The 17,271-nt window shown below is 67.5% G+C and carries 14 protein-coding genes; 4 read left to right on the top strand and 10 right to left on the bottom strand.

The genetic code is table 11. The features are described 5' to 3' along the window. Positions 1 to 149 precede the first annotated feature (149 nt). The 3 genes from ACZY1I_RS02600 to ACZY1I_RS02590 all read right to left on the bottom strand — a co-directional run bounded on the left by ACZY1I_RS02600 (position 150) and on the right by ACZY1I_RS02590 (position 3,896). The gene (locus ACZY1I_RS02600) at positions 150 to 308 is read right to left on the bottom strand and encodes a hypothetical protein (protein WP_463752705.1); all 159 of its coding nucleotides are present in this window, start codon (positions 306 to 308) and stop codon (positions 150 to 152) included. Between the two features lie 391 nt (positions 309 to 699). Then, a complete protein-coding gene (locus tag ACZY1I_RS02595) occupies positions 700 to 2,247 on the bottom strand; it encodes a PE family protein (protein WP_463752704.1) in 1,548 nt (515 codons plus the stop codon). 218 nt (positions 2,248 to 2,465) lie between these two features. Then, positions 2,466 to 3,896, bottom strand: coding sequence for an FAD-dependent oxidoreductase (locus ACZY1I_RS02590; RefSeq protein ID WP_463752703.1), 1,431 nt, complete (start codon positions 3,894 to 3,896; stop codon positions 2,466 to 2,468). A 264-nt stretch (positions 3,897 to 4,160) separates the two neighbouring features. On the opposite strand from ACZY1I_RS02590, the gene ACZY1I_RS02585 reads away from it, so the two are divergent. Next, on the top strand, positions 4,161 to 4,589 hold the full coding sequence (locus ACZY1I_RS02585) for a DUF732 domain-containing protein (RefSeq protein ID WP_463752702.1): 429 nt from the start codon (positions 4,161 to 4,163) through the stop codon (positions 4,587 to 4,589). A 28-nt stretch (positions 4,590 to 4,617) separates the two neighbouring features. On the opposite strand, the gene ACZY1I_RS02580 is transcribed toward ACZY1I_RS02585, so the two are convergent. Together ACZY1I_RS02580 and ACZY1I_RS02575 are read right to left on the bottom strand one after the other, a co-directional pair. Next, complete coding sequence (locus ACZY1I_RS02580; protein WP_463752701.1) at positions 4,618 to 4,911, bottom strand: DUF3017 domain-containing protein; 294 nt, start codon at positions 4,909 to 4,911, stop codon at positions 4,618 to 4,620. A gap of 7 nt (positions 4,912 to 4,918) precedes the next feature. Continuing rightward, complete coding sequence (locus ACZY1I_RS02575; RefSeq protein ID WP_463752700.1) at positions 4,919 to 5,764, bottom strand: bifunctional methylenetetrahydrofolate dehydrogenase/methenyltetrahydrofolate cyclohydrolase; 846 nt, start codon at positions 5,762 to 5,764, stop codon at positions 4,919 to 4,921. Positions 5,765 to 5,924: 160 nt separating this feature from the next. Between ACZY1I_RS02575 and ACZY1I_RS02570 the strand changes: the two genes are divergently transcribed. From ACZY1I_RS02570 to ACZY1I_RS02560, 3 genes are all read left to right on the top strand, one after another. Next, the gene (locus ACZY1I_RS02570) at positions 5,925 to 7,094 is read left to right on the top strand and encodes an NADH:flavin oxidoreductase (protein ID WP_463752699.1); all 1,170 of its coding nucleotides are present in this window, start codon (positions 5,925 to 5,927) and stop codon (positions 7,092 to 7,094) included. A 166-nt stretch (positions 7,095 to 7,260) separates the two neighbouring features. After that, the gene (locus ACZY1I_RS02565) at positions 7,261 to 9,903 is read left to right on the top strand and encodes an FHA domain-containing protein (protein WP_463752698.1); all 2,643 of its coding nucleotides are present in this window, start codon (positions 7,261 to 7,263) and stop codon (positions 9,901 to 9,903) included. Positions 9,904 to 9,930: 27 nt separating this feature from the next. Continuing rightward, positions 9,931 to 12,501, top strand: coding sequence for an ATP-binding cassette domain-containing protein (locus ACZY1I_RS02560; protein WP_463752697.1), 2,571 nt, complete (start codon positions 9,931 to 9,933; stop codon positions 12,499 to 12,501). A gap of 22 nt (positions 12,502 to 12,523) precedes the next feature. On the opposite strand, the gene ACZY1I_RS02555 is transcribed toward ACZY1I_RS02560, so the two are convergent. The 5 genes from ACZY1I_RS02555 to ACZY1I_RS02535 are packed head-to-tail and all read right to left on the bottom strand — an operon-like array spanning position 12,524 to position 17,147. Further along, positions 12,524 to 13,081, bottom strand: a complete 558-nt coding sequence (locus tag ACZY1I_RS02555) for a pentapeptide repeat-containing protein (RefSeq protein WP_463753473.1) — start codon at positions 13,079 to 13,081, stop codon at positions 12,524 to 12,526. Beyond that, on the bottom strand, positions 13,078 to 13,632 hold the full coding sequence (locus tag ACZY1I_RS02550) for a GTP-binding protein (RefSeq protein ID WP_463753472.1): 555 nt from the start codon (positions 13,630 to 13,632) through the stop codon (positions 13,078 to 13,080). The genes ACZY1I_RS02555 and ACZY1I_RS02550 overlap by 4 nt, the downstream gene beginning before the upstream one ends. 19 nt (positions 13,633 to 13,651) lie before the next feature. Next, on the bottom strand, positions 13,652 to 14,044 hold the full coding sequence (locus ACZY1I_RS02545; RefSeq protein WP_463752696.1) for a DUF742 domain-containing protein: 393 nt from the start codon (positions 14,042 to 14,044) through the stop codon (positions 13,652 to 13,654). Next, a complete protein-coding gene (locus ACZY1I_RS02540; RefSeq protein WP_463752695.1) occupies positions 14,023 to 14,451 on the bottom strand; it encodes a roadblock/LC7 domain-containing protein in 429 nt (142 codons plus the stop codon). The genes ACZY1I_RS02545 and ACZY1I_RS02540 overlap by 22 nt, the downstream gene beginning before the upstream one ends. Then, positions 14,448 to 17,147, bottom strand: a complete 2,700-nt coding sequence (locus tag ACZY1I_RS02535) for a sensor histidine kinase (protein WP_463752694.1) — start codon at positions 17,145 to 17,147, stop codon at positions 14,448 to 14,450. Before ACZY1I_RS02535 ends, ACZY1I_RS02540 begins: the two co-directional genes overlap by 4 nt. Between the last annotated feature and the right edge of the window lie 124 nt (positions 17,148 to 17,271).

Genomic DNA, 17,271 nt, shown 5'->3' with positions numbered 1-17,271 from the left:
CGTTGCCCCCGATTTCACCAGCATCGAGGGTGCCCCGAACGCCAAATCGCCAAGAATTAACACCACTGGGGGCAAATTGCACTGATATATGTGCAACTTGCACATCGACCGGCTCAGCAGGACGTTGCGGAACTGCTGCTCCATTGAATTCATTCGACGGGGTTAAGGCACCCCTCCCCCGGCATCGCCGGCACCGCGATCGCTTCCCCTACCCAGCGTCCGACCTGCGGCGGATAGCCCTGCGGACAGGCGATTTCGCGACGCGGCACGGCGCCGCGAACCGCGGGACGGCGGCCAGCAAACGACATCTGGACACAGCTGCGCAGGATGCACGGACCGCTGTGCAATCTGCACAAAATTTACTATTGTGCAAATTGCTGTGGCCGGTGTGCAGGTTGCACATCGCCGCAGGTCACTTCGCCACCATCCAGCGCAACGCGGCGAAACTCAATTTCTACGCAACGAAAGGGGTCTTGCAGCATGGCCGCGCGGAAACTAATTTCCCGACCGGAGTCAATTTTTCGTCGCTTGGTGAATGGTGAATTGCCGGCACCGCGCGACATGAAATCAAGGCGGTGGCGTGCGTGCGAGGGCCGCAATGTTGAGCGCTTTCCTGTTCACGCAATTCGCCGAGTTGTTCCGGCGATCTGCAGCGGTACCCCGTCCGCAGGAGTGCCACCCAGCGGCATGAACAGGAGCTTAGCCGTTGACTCCGTTGGTTCCGGCCGCGCCGAAGATCGCGCCGCCGGTCCCGCCGCTGCTGCCGGCGCCGCCGACCCCGCTTATCCCCACGGAACTGAGGCCGCGACCACCGCCGTTGCCGCCGTTGCCGCCGTTGCCGATCAGCCTGGCGTTGCCCCCGATGCCACCAATGCCGCCATCGCCGCCTTTGCCCTGGACCGCCGAACCGCCAGCGCCACCGGCACCACCGCCTGAGCCGTCTCCGAACAGGCCGGCGCTGCCTCCCTGACCTCCGGCGCCGCCATTGCCCGCACTCGCGGCAAAGGTGGCCGACCCGCCGGCTCCGCCCGCCGCGCCGAGCCCGCCATTGCCGTAGAAAAGTCCGGCTTGTCCGCCGCTACCGCCGGCGCCGCCCACTCCGCCGTTCTTCGAGCTGAACGGCCCGATCGCGGCATCGCCGCCCACCGCACCCGCCCCACCGTTGCCACCGGTGCCGAACAGGCGCCCACCGTTGCCGCCGTTACCCCCGGCCCCGCCCGCGGCGACAAATGCACTCGCGGCGCCGGCGCCGCCCTGACCGCCGTCCCCGGCAAAGAAGCCGCCGTTGCCGCCGTTGCCCCCCGCCCCGTTGACCCCGTACTCCGTCAGCAAACTGCCGGCCCCACCTGCTGCGCCGGCGCCACCGGCACCGCCATTGCCCCAGAATCCCGCGTTGCCGCCGGCACCACCCACGCCACCGTTGCCACCAGCAATGGTTGTCGAACCGATCCCACCTATGCCCGCGCCGCCACCGACTCCGCCGTTGCCGAACAACACCCCACCGGTGCCGCCCGCTCCGCCGGCCCCGCCGGCCCCCGCTACCGGACCCGGTCCAAGTACGCCGCCGTCACCACCGAGTCCGCCGCCTCCACCGTTGCCCCACAGACCGGCGTTGCCGCCGGCACCGCCTGCACCGCCCATCGCCCCACCAAATGCCGGACCGCCCGCACCACCGATGCCGCCGTTGCCATACAGCCAGCCGCCGTTACCGCCGCGACCGCCGGCAAAGGTTTGCCCACCTTCTCCGCCGGCGCCACCGTTACCGATCAGCCCGGCTGATCCACCTCGGCCACCCGCCTGCCCCACGCCACCCGACCCGCCGTTGCCGCCGTTGCCGTAGAGGATGCCGCCGTCACCGCCGGCCGCACCGGTCCCGTTCAGGCCGTTGGCACCGTCACCGATCAACGGGCGGCCGAAAAGCGCCACGGCCGGCGCGTTGATGATGTTCAGCGCCGCCTGTTCGACGTTGGTCGACTCGGCGGCAGCGTACTGCGCGCTACCCGCGTTGAGGGCTTGCACGAATTGGGCGTGGAACGAAGATGCTTGTTGATTGAGCGATTGAAAGGCCTGAGCGTGGTTGTTGAACAGCGCCGCGATAGCCCCCGAGACCTCGTCGCCGCCGGCCGACAGAAGTCCCGTGGTGGGAAGGGCCGCGGCAGCACTGGCCGCACTGATCGACGATCCGATTCGGGCCAGATCCGTTGCCGCCGCGGCTACAAACTCCGGGAAAGCGATCACAAACGACATCGAAAGCCCCTTCGGAACGAATTACTTCAATACCGGACAACCTCATCCGACATGCAGAAGCGTAAGCGTTACGACGCGCTTCGCGATGAGATCATAAGGGCGGAATTCGGCCTGAAACAGCGGCTTTGTCCGCATTCACCCAGGTCCGTGCAACTTGCACTGATATCTGTGCAACTTGCACATGCCTGAGGTCAGGCGGATGTGCGTGGACGTTCAGGTCAGAAGTTGAGCCCGGAGTACATGACCTGATCGGGGTCGTACTGCTGGCGGACTGAGGTCAGTTGCGACAGGTTCGACCCGAAGTAACGCGCCGCCGAAGTGTTGGCTTCCAGGTAATTGACATAGCCACCCGCGGAAAACTGTTGCACCGCCTGGTGCGCGGTGGCCACCCAGGTACTGGCGGTGGACACGTGCGCGGTTCCGGTTTCCACGTACCACTGCGCGACGGCGGCGTGGCGGCGCCACGGAAACGCCGTCGCCGCGGGGTCCACGTCGCCGACGGCACCGGTGAGGGTGTCGACGATGACCGACGCTGGCCCTCCCGTGGTCGGGTACTTGCCGAGGGCACCGACGATGGCTTGCGCGGCAGCCGAGTTCAACGTGCCGATCACATCGGACCCGGCCACGAAGCCCCGCGGCGAGCTCGTGGAGCTCCCACCGGCCAGGTACGTCACCAGATCCATGTGGCTCATCGTCTTGTGTTCTGTTGCCGTTGCCGCAACCCCCACCGCAGCCTTGATCGCCTCAGCCACCGCCTGACCGGAACCTGCCGGGCACGTCGCCAGCACATGGCAGTTCCCCTGCGACCCGTTGACCGAGAGGTCGACCAGACCCCAGGTGTTCCGATCGGCTGCCGCCAGCCAGGTCTGCCAACCCGTCAGCACCTGCGCAGCTGACGACGGAGCGAAATCGACGCGCACCACATCAGAGTCGGCGGTTGGAAATGTCGCCAAGGTCAGCGACGTCGTCACCCCGAAATTGCCCCCGCCACCGCCGCGTATTGCCCAGAACAAGTCCTGGTGCTGGTCCGCGGACGCGGTGACCGTCTGACCGTTCGGTAAAACCACCGTCGCCGACCTGAGCGCATCCGCAGCCAGACCCGCGTGCCGGGAGTCGGCACCCATTCCCCCGCCCAGGGTCAAGCCCGCTACCCCCACAGTCGGGCAACTGCCGGTAGGGATAGCTCGGCCGGCCCCTGCCAGCGCCTGCTGTATCGCAAAGAGTTGGGTCGCCGCCGGCACCGTCACGGTGCCCGCGCCGTTGTCAACGTTCACCCCGCCCTTGAGACCGCGCAGGTCCAGCACCATCGTGCCGTTAGCCGTCGAGGCACCGACGTAGGAATGCCCGCCCCCGCGGGGCGCCACCTTGAGCTTGTTCGTGGCCGCGAACGCGACCGCCTTCTCCACATCGGATTGCGAGGTCACCGTCACGACTGCCGCCGGACTGGACGCGTTGTAGTTCGAGTTGAAAACCTGCTTGCCGCTGGTGAAGGAGGCGCCGTCGGCCGGCAGCAGTATTCGCCCACCGATGGAGGAGGCCAGACTGCTCCACGCGCCGGTCGGATCGGCCCACGCCCGTACCGTCGGGAGCAGCGCCGTAGTCGCCATCGCGCCCACCGCGCCGCGTAGAAAGTCCTGGCGAGAGATCATAGGCTCGCATTGTTCACCGTCGCGGAGCCGAAACGAGTTGTCCTCCAACGTGTCGCGGCCAGCGTGACGCGATCGTGTCGTTACCATCGCGGCCGCAATGCCAGCTCAGTAGCCGATGACATCCCGGGCCGCGGTCAGAAAACGCCTAGCTCGTCAAACCTTTACGCCATCGTGTCCCGAATGAGACCGCCGTAGAGAAGGGTTCGTTAGGTCGCTTGAGTGCCGCTGGAAATCTGGTGCTCTCCAACACATTAGGGAGCTCACATGAAGTCATTGCGCCACCAACCGATAGCGGTTCGCCTGCTGGCGGGAACCGCAGGAATCATGGCCGCGGCCGCGGCCTTCGCCGCTCCCGCCGAGGCCAGCCCCGTCGACGACGCCTTCCTCGGCGCGCTGGGCAACGCCGGGGTCAACTTCGGCGACCCGATGATGGCGGAATCGTTGGGCCAGTCCGTCTGTCCGATGCTGGCCAAGCCCGGCGGGAACTTCGCCGCGGCCGCAACACGCATCAGGGGCAGCAACGGCATGTCGCCGGAGATGGCGAGCATGTTCACCACCATCGCGATTCAGATGTACTGCCCGTCGATGATGGCCGACGTCGCGAGCGGGAAAATACCTGGTGGGCTGCAACAAATACCGGGCCTCGCGGGCATTCCGGGTCTGGCCGGGATACCGGGAATGCCTGGCGCGTAATTGGATGGTCGCGACCCGCTGCGCCCGGCTAGCCGGTGCCCAGCGGGTCGATCGTCCACGCAACGTAGACCATCGCGGCGCCGACCGCAGCCGTGGTGAGGAAGTCGGTGCCCCTGCTGCGCACTACCAGCAGGCCGGCCCGCTCCTCGGGTAGGGCCAACCGCAGCGCCGCAGCCACCCCCACGGCAATGCCGATCAGCAGCGCTCCGCGGCGCCAGAAGTTGGCCCCTGCCAGCCCGAACGCCACGAGGAAGATCAGTCCGACGAGCATGATCGGCCACTGGGCGCGGCAAGCGCGCCCCAGGATGGCCCGAACGGTCATCGGCGAGTCACTGCTGTTCGGCCAGTTCGACCACATTGGTCAGCAGGAAGGCTCGGGTCAGCGGTCCCACGCCGCCCGGGTTGGGTGATACGTGGCCGGCCACCTCCCACACATCGGGGTGCACGTCGCCGGCGAGTTTGCCGTCGATCCGGCCGACGCCGACGTCGACGACGGCCGCGCCGGGGCGCACCATGTCAGCGGTCAGCATGTGCGGCACGCCGACGGCGGCCACGATGATGTCGGCTTGCCGAGTCAGCGCGGGCAGATCACGAGTTCTGGTGTGGCACAACGTCACTGTGGCATTTTCGGAGCGGCGGGTGAGCAGCAGACCCAAGGGTCGGCCCACCGTCACGCCGCGGCCGATGACCACCACGTGCGCGCCCTCGATCGGCACGTCGTAGCGCCGCAGCAGGTGCACGATGCCCCGCGGGGTGCATGGCAGCGACGCCGGAGTGTTCAGCACCAGCCGACCGAGATTGGTCGGGTGCAAGCCGTCGGCATCCTTGTCTGGATCGACGCGTTCCAGCGCAGCGTTCTCGTCCAAGTGCTTGGGCAGCGGCAACTGCACGATGTAACCGGTGCACTCGGGGTTGGCATTGAGATCGTCGATGGTCTCGTTGAGCGTCGCGGTGGAGATGTCGGCGGGCAGGTCGCGCCGGATCGAGGTGATGCCCACCTTGGCGCAGTCGGCGTGCTTGCCGCGGACATACGACTGGGATCCGGGGTCGTCGCCGATCAAGATGGTGCCCAGGCCCGGCGTGCGGCCCGAGGCGATCAGTTTCGCCACTCGCTCTTTGAGGTCGACGAAGATCTCGTCGCGGGTAGCCTTGCCGTCCAGCGTGATTGCGCCCACGCCAGACAGTCTGGCATGCCCGGTTCGGCATCGAGCCTGCAGCGGCGACCCCGAGCCTGCATCCTCCGGCGACCCCTGGCCAGATTTCCCAACTGACACCGCAGTCTCGTCGCAGTGGGCGCAGCCTCAGCGCTCTTGCGATCACCGATAGGCTCTCGATATGTCTGCTGCCCCAGACGTCCTGAGTCCCGCCGAGCTCGGTCCGCTCACGCTGCGGAACCGGACCATCAAGGCGGCCACGTTCGAGGGGCGCTCCCCCGACGCGCTGGTGAGTGACGACCTGATCGAGTTCCACCGGCAGGTGGCCGCGGGCGGGGTCGGCATGACCACCGTCGCCTATTGCGCAGTCTCGCCCGGCGGCCGCGCCAGCGGCAACCAGATGTGGATGCGCCCGGAAGCGGTGCCGGGGTTGCGACGGCTCACCGACGCCATCCACGCCGAGGGCGCAGCGGTGAGCGCCCAGATCGCCCACGCGGGCCCGGTCGCGAACGCCGCCGCCAACAACGCCCCCGCACTGGCACCGGTGGGGTTCATGAACCCGGCCGCGAATGTATTCACCAAAGGGGCGACCCGCGATGACATCGACGAAGTATCAGCCCAGCACGCCGCCGCTGCCCGGCTGGCTATCGACGCCGGATTCGACGCCCTCGAGGTCCATCTGGGGCACAACTACCTGGCGAGCGCGTTTCTGTCGCCGCGGATCAACACTCGCGACGACGAGTTCGGCGGGTCGCTGGAGAATCGGGCAAAGGTCGCACGTGAGCTGGTGATGGCCGTCCGTCGCGTGGTGGAGCAGCAGGGAGCGCGGATCGCGATCACCGCCAAGCTCAACATCGCCGACGGTGTGCGCGGCGGCATCAGCGTCGAAGAATCGCTGACCACTGCCAAATGGCTCGAAGAAGACGGCGGGCTGGACGCGATCGAACTCACGGCTGGCAGCTCTTTCGTCAACCCGATGTACACCTTCCGCGGCGACGCACCGACCACGCTGGACCTCGGGGGCAAGAACTTCTACCGCGAATACCCCTACCACGAGGCCTATCTACTGGACGACGCCAAACTGTTCCGCGCCGAACTGTCGATGCCACTGATACTGCTGGGTGGAATCACCAACCGGGACACCATGGATCTGGCGATGGCGGAGGGTTTTGATTTCGTCGCGATGGGACGGGCGTTGCTGGCCGAGCCGGACCTGATCAACAAGATCAAGGCCGACGGCGACCAGCGGACCGTGAAGTCGGTGTGCACACACAACAACCAGTGCGTGCTGAGTATCTACAGCCGCACGCAGTGCGTGGTCACCGGCGCCCCGGACCAAAAGACGGGTTAGGGACCCTTTCGGCGAAGCCGACACGAACCCGGCACGGCCGCGGGCCGAGGCAGCCAACGGCCGACAGCCACGTGCGCCGGCCGCTGACCCGACCCTCGATACACGGGTAGGACATGCCGCCTTCACCGAAATCGCCGGCATATGTATAGGCGCTAAAGTTGGACCGATGCCTACGCCCGCCCCGCCCGCGTTGACGGTTCGCCACGACGGGTCCGAGCGCACCTTCGCGGCGGGCCACGATGTGGTGGTCGGCCGTGACCTGCGCGCCGACATGCGAATCACACATCCGTTGATCTCGCGCGCCCATCTGCTGCTGCGCTTCGACCAGGGTCGCTGGCTGGCGATCGACAACAATTCCCTGAACGGCACGTACGCCAACGGCCACCGCGTGCCGGTGGTCGATCTACACGATGGCCAGAGCGTCAACATCGGAAACCCAGACGGGCCACTGCTCACCTTCGAAATCGGGCGGCACGTCGGACCGGCCGGCCGCCCGCCGCAGACCGAGTCGATGCGCATCCCACCGGCCCCGCCGTCCGGCAATTTCGCGGTCGCCCCGCCCGGTCCGGCCGGCCCGCCCGCTGCGGCAGGGACTGGTCGGCAACCGAACTGGGGCGGCAGCCCACCGCCGGCTCGGCCGAATCCCGGTGGCCCCCCTCCCCCACCGCCCGGCGGGCAACCCATGTACCCGAGCAGCGCTGCCCCCTGGCCGCCGCCGGGATACCCCATGAGCGGGCAGCCGCCGCCGTCGTCGTCGAACTTCCCGGCGGCGCCACCGCGGCAGGCGCCACCCGGGCCGCCACCACCTGCCGGGGCCAAGCCCCCTGAGCAGGGGAACATCGCGACCAAGATGTTCCAGGCCCTGCTGACCAAGACCGGCTCACACGAGAAGCCCAAGGGGTCGGTCACACTCGGGCGATCGACCGACAATGACATCGTCATTCAGGACGTGCTCGCTTCCCGTCAGCACGCGTTTCTGACCCTGACACCGCTGGGCGCGGAGATCCGCGACAACAACAGCGTCAACGGCACATTCGTCAACGGGGTGCGGGTCGGGTCGGCGATCCTGACCGAAGGCGACCTGGTCACCATCGGCAACGTCGACCTGGTGTTCAGTGGCGGCACGTTGGTGCGCCGCACCGCGGTGGCCACCCGGACCGGCGGCCTCGAGGTCAACGCGGTCACCTTCACCGTCGAGGGCGGAAAGCAACTCCTCGACCACATCTCGCTGACCGCCCGACCGGGCACCCTGACCGCCATCATCGGTGGGTCCGGCGCAGGCAAATCCACGCTGTCCCGGCTCATCGCCGGGTACACCAGCCCCAGTACCGGCAATGTGACCTTCGAGGGCCACGACATCCACCACGAGTACGCGTCGTTACGCAGCCGGGTCGGCATGGTCCCGCAGGACGACGTCGTGCATCGCCAGCTGACCGTCAATCAGGCGCTCGGCTACGCCGCCGAACTGCGGTTGCCGCCCGACACCAGCAAGGGCGACCGCGCCCAGGTGGTGGCACAGGTACTCGAAGAACTCGAACTGACCAAGCACGCCGACACCCGCGTCGACAAACTGTCGGGCGGCCAGCGCAAGCGCGCGTCCGTCGCGCTGGAACTACTCACCGGGCCGTCACTGCTGATCCTCGACGAGCCGACCTCCGGTCTGGATCCGGCGCTGGACCGCCAGGTGATGATGATGCTGCGTCAACTCGCCGACGCCGGCCGCGTGGTGCTGGTGGTCACGCACTCGGTGTCCTACCTCGACGTCTGTGATCAGATCCTGCTGCTGGCGCCCGGCGGCAAGACCGCGTTCCTGGGCACGCCTGACCAGATCGGCGCGGCCATGGGCACCACCAACTGGGCCGACATCTTCACCAAGGTGGGCGCCGACCCCGACGAGGCCAATCGCCGCTTCCTGGAAGGCAGGCAGGAGCAGCAAGGTCCCGCCGCGGCCAGTCCCGCGGCCGACCTCGGCGAGCCGGTGAGCAACAACGGGTACCGCCAGTTCTCCACCATTGCCCGCCGTCAGGTGCGGTTGGTCATTTCCGACCGCGGCTACACCGTGTTCCTGGCGCTGCTGCCGTTCCTTATCGGTGTGCTGACCCTTACCGTCCGCGGCAAGACCGGCTTCGACATGGCCGATCCGCTCAGCAGTGCACCGAATCAGCCGGGGCAGATCCTGGTCATGCTCAACGTCGGCGCGGTGTTCATGGGTACCGCGCTGACCATCCGCGACCTCGTCGGCGAACGGCCCATCTTCAAACGTGAACAGGCCGTCGGCCTCTCCACCGGCGCATATCTGGCGGCCAAGATCGTGGTGTTCTGTGCATTCGCGACCGGGCAGGCCGCCATCGCCACCACCATCGCGGTAGTCGGTTGGGGCAAGCCGATATCGGGTGCGGTGCTGCTGGGTGACGTCCGACTCGAACTGTTCGTCACCGTCGCGGCGACTTGTGTGACCTCGGCGATTCTCGGCATGGCGTTATCTGCGATCGCCAAGTCCCAGGACCAGATCATGCCGCTGCTGGTCACCGCGATCATGTCCCAGCTGGTGTTCTCCGGCGGCATGATCTGGGTGACCAACCGTGCCGTACTGGACCAGTTGTCGTGGGCCACGCCGGCCCGGTGGGGCTACGCCGCGGCGTCGTCGACCATCGACACCCACCGCCTCACCCCCGGCCCGACCGACCCGAAAGATCAGCACTGGAACCACACCACCGGGGCGTGGCTTTTCGATATGACCATGCTCGCGCTGTTGTGCATCATCTACAGCAGCATTGTCTGGTGGCGAATCCGGCTAAAGCGCCGATAAGTCGGAGTTCGGCTCTACTGTGAGCTCATGAATTCGTCATCGCGACCGGTCCTGACCGTGCGATCAGAGCGCGTCCACCGAGACTTCGCGGCGGGCCCGGATGTGGTGGTGGGCAGCGACTTACGCGCCGACCTGCGGGTCGCGCACCCACTGATCTCCCGCGCCCATCTGCTGTTGCGCTTCGATCAGGGCCGATGGGTCGCGGTCGACAACAACTCGCAGAGCGGGATCTTCGTCAACGGCAAGCGGGTGCCCGCCCTCGACATTCAGGACGGCCAGACCATCAGCCTGGGCAGTCCGGACGGGCCGCGCCTCACCTTCGCGGTCGGACAAAAGGTTGGCAACGTCGGCCTTCTCCCGCCGACTGACAGGTTGCAGACAATCGCGCCACCCACCGGGGCGCGCCCGTTGCGGCAGCCCGCCCCACCTGATGACGGCGCGCAGCGGACCACGCGCATCCCGATCATCCCGCCCGACGCGGCCAGGGCGGGCCGCCAGGCGCAGGCCGACCTGCCACCGACCCGAGCGGCGCAGCACAACCTGGTGCCTCCAACCCAGGCGGCGCAGCCGAACCTGGTGCCTCCAACCCAGGCGGCGCAGCCGAACCTGCGTCCACCCGCCGTCTCACAAGACGAGACCGGGACGGTCCGGTCGCCCAGTGTCGGATCGGGGTCCGCGACGTTGTCCGCCCGGATCGGACGAGCCGACGACAATGACATCGTCATCTCGGACGTACTGGCCTCGCGCTACCACGCTCAGCTGGCCCCGACGCCCGTCGGCACCGAGATTCGCGACCTGGGCAGCATCAACGGCACCTTCGTCAACGGCATCCGGGTCGGCTCGGCGATCCTGACCGACGGAGATGTCGTCACCATCGGCAATGTCGACCTGGCATTCACCGGCGGCCTGCTGGTTCGCCGCACTGAAGCCGCGACTCGCACCGGCGGCCTCGAGGTTCGCGACATCGTCTTCGCCATCGACGGCAAACGCCTGCTCGACAACGTGGCGATGACGGCACGCCCGGGAACACTGACGGCGATCATCGGCGGGTCGGGAGCCGGCAAGAGCACCTTGTCCAGGCTGATCGCCGGCAACACCACACCCACCTCCGGCTCGGTGACCTTCGAGGGCCACGACATCCACACGCAATACGCCTCGCTACGCAGCAGGATCGGGATGGTCCCGCAGGACGACGTCGTGCACCGGCAACTGACGGTCACCCAAGCGCTGAATTACGCGGCCGAGCTACGTCTGCCGCCCGACACCAGCCAGGATGACCGGGCGCAGGTCGTGGCGCAGGTGCTGGACGAGCTCGGACTGACCAAACACGCCGACACCCGGGTCGACAACCTTTCCGGCGGGCAGCGCAAGCGCGCCTCGGTGGCACTCGAGTTGCTCACCGGCCCGTCCCTGCTGATCCTCGACGAGCCGACCTCCGGCCTGGACCCGGCCCTGGACCTGCAGGTCATGACGATGCTGCGGCAGCTTGCCGACGCCGGCCGCGTGGTGCTGGTGGTGACGCACTCGCTGACCTATCTCGACGTGTGCGATCAGGTGCTGCTGATGGCACCGGGCGGCAAGACGGCGTACCTGGGTCCGCCGGGCCAGATTGGTGACGTGATGGGCACCACCAACTGGGCCCACATCTTCGCCAAGGTCGGCGCCGACCCGGACGAGGCAAACCGTCGCTTCCTGGCCCAGAACCGAGCCGAATCACTTGGGCGGCCGGCCGACTCGGTCTCGGCGCCGGCAGACCTGGGCGCGCCCGCGCACACCAGCGTGCCGCGCCAGTTCTCCACAATCGCCCGACGGCAGATCCGGCTGGTGGTGGCCGACCGTGCCTACTTCATCTTCCTGGCGGTCCTGCCGTTCATCCTGGGCCTGCTGGCGTTGACGGTGCCGGGCAGCACCGGCTTCGGTATGGCCTCGCCGACGAGTAACACTCCCGACGAGGCCGCCCAGATCCTGACGCTGCTCTCCATCGCTGCCGTCTTCATGGGCACCGCGCTGACTATCCGAGACCTGATCGGCGAGCGCGCCATCTTCAAACGCGAACAAGCGGTGGGACTGTCCACATTCGCCTATCTGGGCGCCAAGCTCCTGGTGTACTTCGTGTTTGCCGTCATCCAGGCCGCCATCGCCACCGCGATCGTGATCATCGGCAAAGGTGCACCGACGGCAAAAGCGCTGGTGCTGGGCAATCCCAGCTTCGAGCTGTTCGTCAGTATCGCCGAGACGTGCGTGGCCTCGGCGATACTCGGTTTACTGCTGTCATCGCTGGCCAAGTCCAATGAGCAGATCATGCCGCTGCTGGTGGTGTCGCTGATGCTGCAACTGGTACTGGCAGGTGGACTGATCCCGGTTACCGACCGGATCGGCCTGGACCAGGCGTCGTGGCTGATACCCGCGCGGTGGGGCTATGCCGCGTCGGCAGCCACCGTGAACCTGCGCGAGCTGGTACCCGGTTCGCTCAGCCCCGAAGACAGCCATTGGACCCATTCCAGCAGCGCCTGGCTGTTCGACATGGGGATGCTGGTCGTACTGTCGTTGGCGTACTCCGGCTTCGTCTGGTGGCGGATCCGGCTGAAGCGACGCTGACGTACCTCCCCGAGCAAGGAAATTAGGCGTCGAAGCGCAGTCCGTGCGCTAACGCGAACGCCATCGCCTGCGGGACGTCGACACGCGCACCGGTGAGCGAGGCGGTGGTCCACAGCGATGCGTCGGCGGCGGCGCCACGCAGGTCGGCCTCGTCGAGCCGGGCGCCGGTGGTGCGGGCGCCACGCAGGTCGGCGCCACGCAGCACGCACTTGCGCAGATCGGCTTCGACCAGGCTGGCTTCCCGTAGCCGACACCCGCTCAGATCGACACCGCGCAGGTCGTTGCCGCCGAGCACCGCGAGCGTGAAGTCCACTTCATCGAATTTCACCGGCCGCAGTCGGCACTGCGTAAACACCGAGCCCAACATGCTGCACTGAGCAAAATCGCTGTGCCACAACGTGGTTCGAGTGAAGATGCAATTGCGGAAAGCCGTTCCGCGATGCCGCGATTCGGTCAGGTTGACGCCACTGAAATCGCACTCGGTGAATACCACGCGTTCGGTTCGCAGCTGGCTGAAGTCCTCGTCCCGGAAGTCCTCGCCGGTGAATTCGCGGTCAGCCCACTGTTGAAAGGCGGTCAGTTGCTCGCCAGACTGGCCAGCGCGTACTCACTCACCTGGATCAACGCATCGGTGGCCGACCGTCGATCACGGGCATCCACCGAGATCACCGGTATGTGCTCGGCCAGTGTCAGCGCTTTGCGCACCTCACCGATCGGGTACCTGGGGGCGCCGTCGAACTGATTGACCGCCACAAGGAACGGCAGCCGACGGTGTTCAAAGAAGTCGACGGCCGCGAAGCTGTCCTGCAGTCGACGCAGATCGACCAGCACGATCGCTCCGATCGCGCCGCGGACCAGGTCATCCCACATGAACCAGAACCGCCGCTGCCCGGGCGTGCCGAAGAGGTAGAGCACCAGGTCCTCGGCGAGGGTGATGCGGCCGAAGTCCATCGCGACGGTGGTGGTCCGCTTGTCGGGCGTGGCATCGAGCATGTCGACGCCAGCAGAGGCATCGGTGACCATCGCTTCGGTCCGCAGCGGCATGATCTCCGACACCGCGCCGACGAACGTGGTCTTGCCGGCGCCGAAGCCGCCGGCGACGACGATCTTGGTCGACGCAGTGTCGTGCACGCCGGGGCCAGAGCGCGCCTCAGAGTCCCCTAAGACCACGCAGGGTCCTTCCTATGAGTTCGTGCCGCTCATCACGGGTCGAACGGTCGGTCAAGGTCCTGTGCACCCGAACGTAACCGGCGGTGACCAGATCACCGATCAAGACGCGCGCAACACCCAGCGGCAAATCGAGCCGGGCCGATAGCTCCGCGACCGAAAGGCGTGCCGAGCCGTCCCCGCACAGCTCGATGATCTTGCCTCGCACATTATCGGTCGGCCACTGGTGAGCCAGTCCGGCTGCTAAAGCCTGCACCGGCGCTTCCAGCGGAACGTCGACGTCGGTGCCGGTCCGCCCGGCCGTCAAAGTGTACGGGCGCACCAGGCTTGGCGCGCGAGACGTCAGGTCCGTTGTCAGTGGGTCGCGTCGGTCCATTGCGGCTCGGGCTCGGCACGGCGGGCGGACTGCACCACATTGCCCACCTGTTCGACAAGGATGGCCATCTCGTACCCGATCTGGCCGATATCGCACGACGGCATGGCCAGCGTGGCCAGGTGCGAGCCGTCGCCGACCCGCATCAACAGCAGAAACCCATTCTGCATTTCGACCACCGACTGCAGCACCTGCCCGCCGTCGAACAGCTGGGCGGCGCCGGTGGCGAGGCTGGCCAGACCGGACGCCACAGCGGCCAATTGGTCGGCCCGCTCCCGCGGCAGGTGCTCACTGGCCGCCATCGGTAAGCCGTCGACCGACACCAGCAGCGCGTGCGCCACCCCGGGGACTTCGCGAACGAATTTCGACACCAGCCAGTCCAGCGGGCTGTACGACGATTGGACCGTCATCGCTGATCGGTCTCCTCACTGGTATCGCGTGCGTGCGTCCGCCCGGAGCGCACGCCACCGAAGTGGCTGCCGATCGAGGACCGAACCGCCTCGGGATCGCGTACCGCCGCTGACTGTCGCCGCCGGTCGGACTCTGCTACCCCCGGCACCAATCGGGCCCCGGGGGTCCGCATTGGCAGGCCGTGTTCGGTGCGCGATTCGATAGGCCGGTCCTCGGCTTCGGCCGCCGCCGACCAACCGCTGTCCCAGACCGTCTGCCAATTCAGGTCGGGGCTCTGGGCCAGCTCGCGCGGGTCACCCATGATCTCGGACAGCATCCGCTGGTAGATCACGTCGTCGTCCTCTGGGTCCGACGGTTTGAGGTCCGGCGGTTCCGGCGGCGGCGGCTTGGCCGGCACGGGTGCGGGGCGCCGCGCAAAGAATGCGGAGGTATCCGACGCCGTGGTGGACTCGGGTTGCTGCCGGGTTGCCGCGGCTGGCTGGGGCGCCGCCCCCTTCTCCCACCACGGCGTCGGCAGTGGACGCTTCTCCCGGGGCTGCTGCTCCGGGGGCGGGGCGGGAGCCTCGGTGATGCCGCTCGATCCGGGACTGCGGCGCGGGAGCGCCGTCACCGGTGTACCGGCTTCGCCGCCACCGGACAGCGCTGCGGCGAGGGTGCCGTCGCCGGCCGACGGCGGGGGCCGCACGGCGAAGAACTGTCGCGCCACCTGGGCGGGGGCCGCCTGCTGTTCGGCGGGGAAAGGTTGCTGTTCCTGCTTCTGGGGCTGCTGCTGGCCCTCGACGAGTGCCGCCAGCGGCAGGTAGACCTCGGCGGTGGTGCCGGTGCCCGTCTCCCCATTCGCCGGTCCGCGCAGCCCGACCCGCACACCATGTCGGGCGGCCAGTCGTCCGACCACGAACAGACCCATGTGGCGGGCATTCTCCGGCGTCGGGTCCGGGGTCCCTTCCCGCTCGGCCTGTAGTCGCGTGTTGGCCATGCGCCGATCGGAGTCCGTCATGCCCAGGCCCGCGTCCGCGATCCGGAGCAGCACGCCGCCCTCGCTCCCCCGCACGGCGGCGACCTTCACCCGGGTGTTCGGTGGCGAGTAGCGCAGCGCATTGTCGATCAGTTCGGCAAGCAGATGGATGACGCCACCGGCTGACGTGCCGAGCACGGTGCACTCGGGTACAGTGCCGGTCTCGACCCGTCGGTAGTCCTCGACCTCGGACACGGCCGCATTGATCACCGTCGACAGCGGAACCGGTTCGCGTTGGTCGCGGGAGATCTGGGCGTCCGCCAGCACCAGCAGATTGGCGCTGTTTCGGCGCAGCCGAGCGGCCAGATGGTCCAGCCGGAACAGACTGTCCAGCCGCTCGGGATCCTCCTCATTGCGCTCGAGCCGGTCGATCAGCGCCAACTGCTGGTCGACCAGCGAACGACTGCGCCGCGACATGGTCTCGAACATGTCATTGACCAACAGCCGCAACCGCGCTTCATCGCCGGCCAGCAACAGGGCCTGGGTGTGCAGTTCGTCGACCGCGTGGGCGACCTGGCCGATCTCCTCGGTGGTGTAGACGGGCAACGGCGCCGGAGTGGGTTCGCCACCAGAGCGCACACTGTCAATTTCGCCCTGCAGGTCGGTGTGGGCAACCTGCAGTGCGCCGTCCCGCAACACCCGCAGCGGCTTGACCAGCGCGCGCGCCACCACCAGCACGATCAGCAGTGCCAGCGCGATAGCGGCCAACACCACGACCGCGTCGCGGATCGCGGCGTCGCGCCGGGAGTCGGCCTGCCCCTGCACCGATTTCGTCGCGGCTGCGGTGCCGTTGTCGATGATCTGCTCGGCGATTTCCTGGGTGGTCTGGATCGAGCGCAGCAAAGCCTGATTGTCGACCAACTGACTGTCCGGATCGGCAAGGATCGCCATCCGGCTGACCAGCTGCTGCTGCAGGTTTTTGGCATCCGGCGAGCCGACGCCGAGTACCTCGGTCATCCCGAACAGTGTCGACGGTTCGGTGCCGGCCAGGGTGGTCATCGCGGAGCGCAGCTCCGGCTCGGGCATTTCGGCGCCGCTGGTCACCAGCATCTGCTGCATCGTCATCTGCCCGCGGGCCCCGACCGCCCGGCTCAGGCCTTGCACTTGCGACCGGACCTCTGCGCTGTTGACCTGCACTGACGAGTTGATCGCGTCCTCGGCGGTCAGCAGCAGCGGCGCGTAGGTGGTGACCCGATCCTGCAGCCCGGCGCTCTTGTCGACCACCTTGTCCAGCAGCGCCTGCCCCCCGTTGAGCAGCGTGTCGACCCCGGACCGCACGTCGGCGGTCACATCGGTTTGCGCCACCCGCGTCTGCAATTCGTTCTTACGTGCCGCGAAGTCAGTCTTCGCGCCCTGTATGTCGCGTCCGGCGGAACTCGCCTTCAAAGCAACGTCCAGCGCCGACATGTACTTCGTGATCACCGGAATAACGTTGGCGCGGTCCGCGGCCAGGCGGAGCCCGCTGGAGTTGTCCATCGCCCCCTGGACCCGCAACGCCCCGAACGCGGTCGCCAGCAACAGTGGCACCAGCACGATCGCGAAGACTTTCCACCGCACCGGCCAGTTTCGCAACGACCAGGCACGCGGACGCTTGGGCGGACGCGGCGCGACGGCGCGGTCGGGCGCGAACTCGGGTGGAACCGCCGCGACCGCAGTGGTCGGGCGGGCGAACATGGTCACGGGCCGGCGGCCGTGTCGCCGGCCGCACCCGCCGCTGGGCCCGCTGGTGGGTCCACGTAAAACGAGAGCCTCATGAAACTTCCTGATTTATTCGCCGGCAGATGGCCGCGAACGGAAAAGCCTG

Source organism: Mycobacterium sp. IDUB_37, from assembly GCF_055419245.1.
The sequence above is the reverse complement of the archived record's forward strand: the minus strand, read 5'-3'. Positions and strand labels throughout refer to the sequence as shown.

What these genes read in the sequence shown, in the direction of transcription:
- ACZY1I_RS02540 (WP_463752695.1), bottom strand. Translation starts at nt 14,451, where the DNA reads ATGACGGTCCAATCGTCGTACAGCCCGCTGGACTGGCTGGTGTCGAAA.
- ACZY1I_RS02560 (WP_463752697.1), top strand. Translation starts at nt 9,931, where the DNA reads ATGAATTCGTCATCGCGACCGGTCCTGACCGTGCGATCAGAGCGCGTC.
- ACZY1I_RS02600 (WP_463752705.1), bottom strand. Translation starts at nt 308, where the DNA reads ATGTCGTTTGCTGGCCGCCGTCCCGCGGTTCGCGGCGCCGTGCCGCGT.
- ACZY1I_RS02595 (WP_463752704.1), bottom strand. Translation starts at nt 2,247, where the DNA reads ATGTCGTTTGTGATCGCTTTCCCGGAGTTTGTAGCCGCGGCGGCAACG.
- ACZY1I_RS02570 (WP_463752699.1), top strand. Translation starts at nt 5,925, where the DNA reads ATGTCTGCTGCCCCAGACGTCCTGAGTCCCGCCGAGCTCGGTCCGCTC.
- ACZY1I_RS02580 (WP_463752701.1), bottom strand. Translation starts at nt 4,911, where the DNA reads ATGACCGTTCGGGCCATCCTGGGGCGCGCTTGCCGCGCCCAGTGGCCG.
- ACZY1I_RS02585 (WP_463752702.1), top strand. Translation starts at nt 4,161, where the DNA reads ATGAAGTCATTGCGCCACCAACCGATAGCGGTTCGCCTGCTGGCGGGA.
- ACZY1I_RS02590 (WP_463752703.1), bottom strand. Translation starts at nt 3,896, where the DNA reads ATGATCTCTCGCCAGGACTTTCTACGCGGCGCGGTGGGCGCGATGGCG.
- ACZY1I_RS02565 (WP_463752698.1), top strand. Translation starts at nt 7,261, where the DNA reads ATGCCTACGCCCGCCCCGCCCGCGTTGACGGTTCGCCACGACGGGTCC.
- ACZY1I_RS02545 (WP_463752696.1), bottom strand. Translation starts at nt 14,044, where the DNA reads ATGGACCGACGCGACCCACTGACAACGGACCTGACGTCTCGCGCGCCA.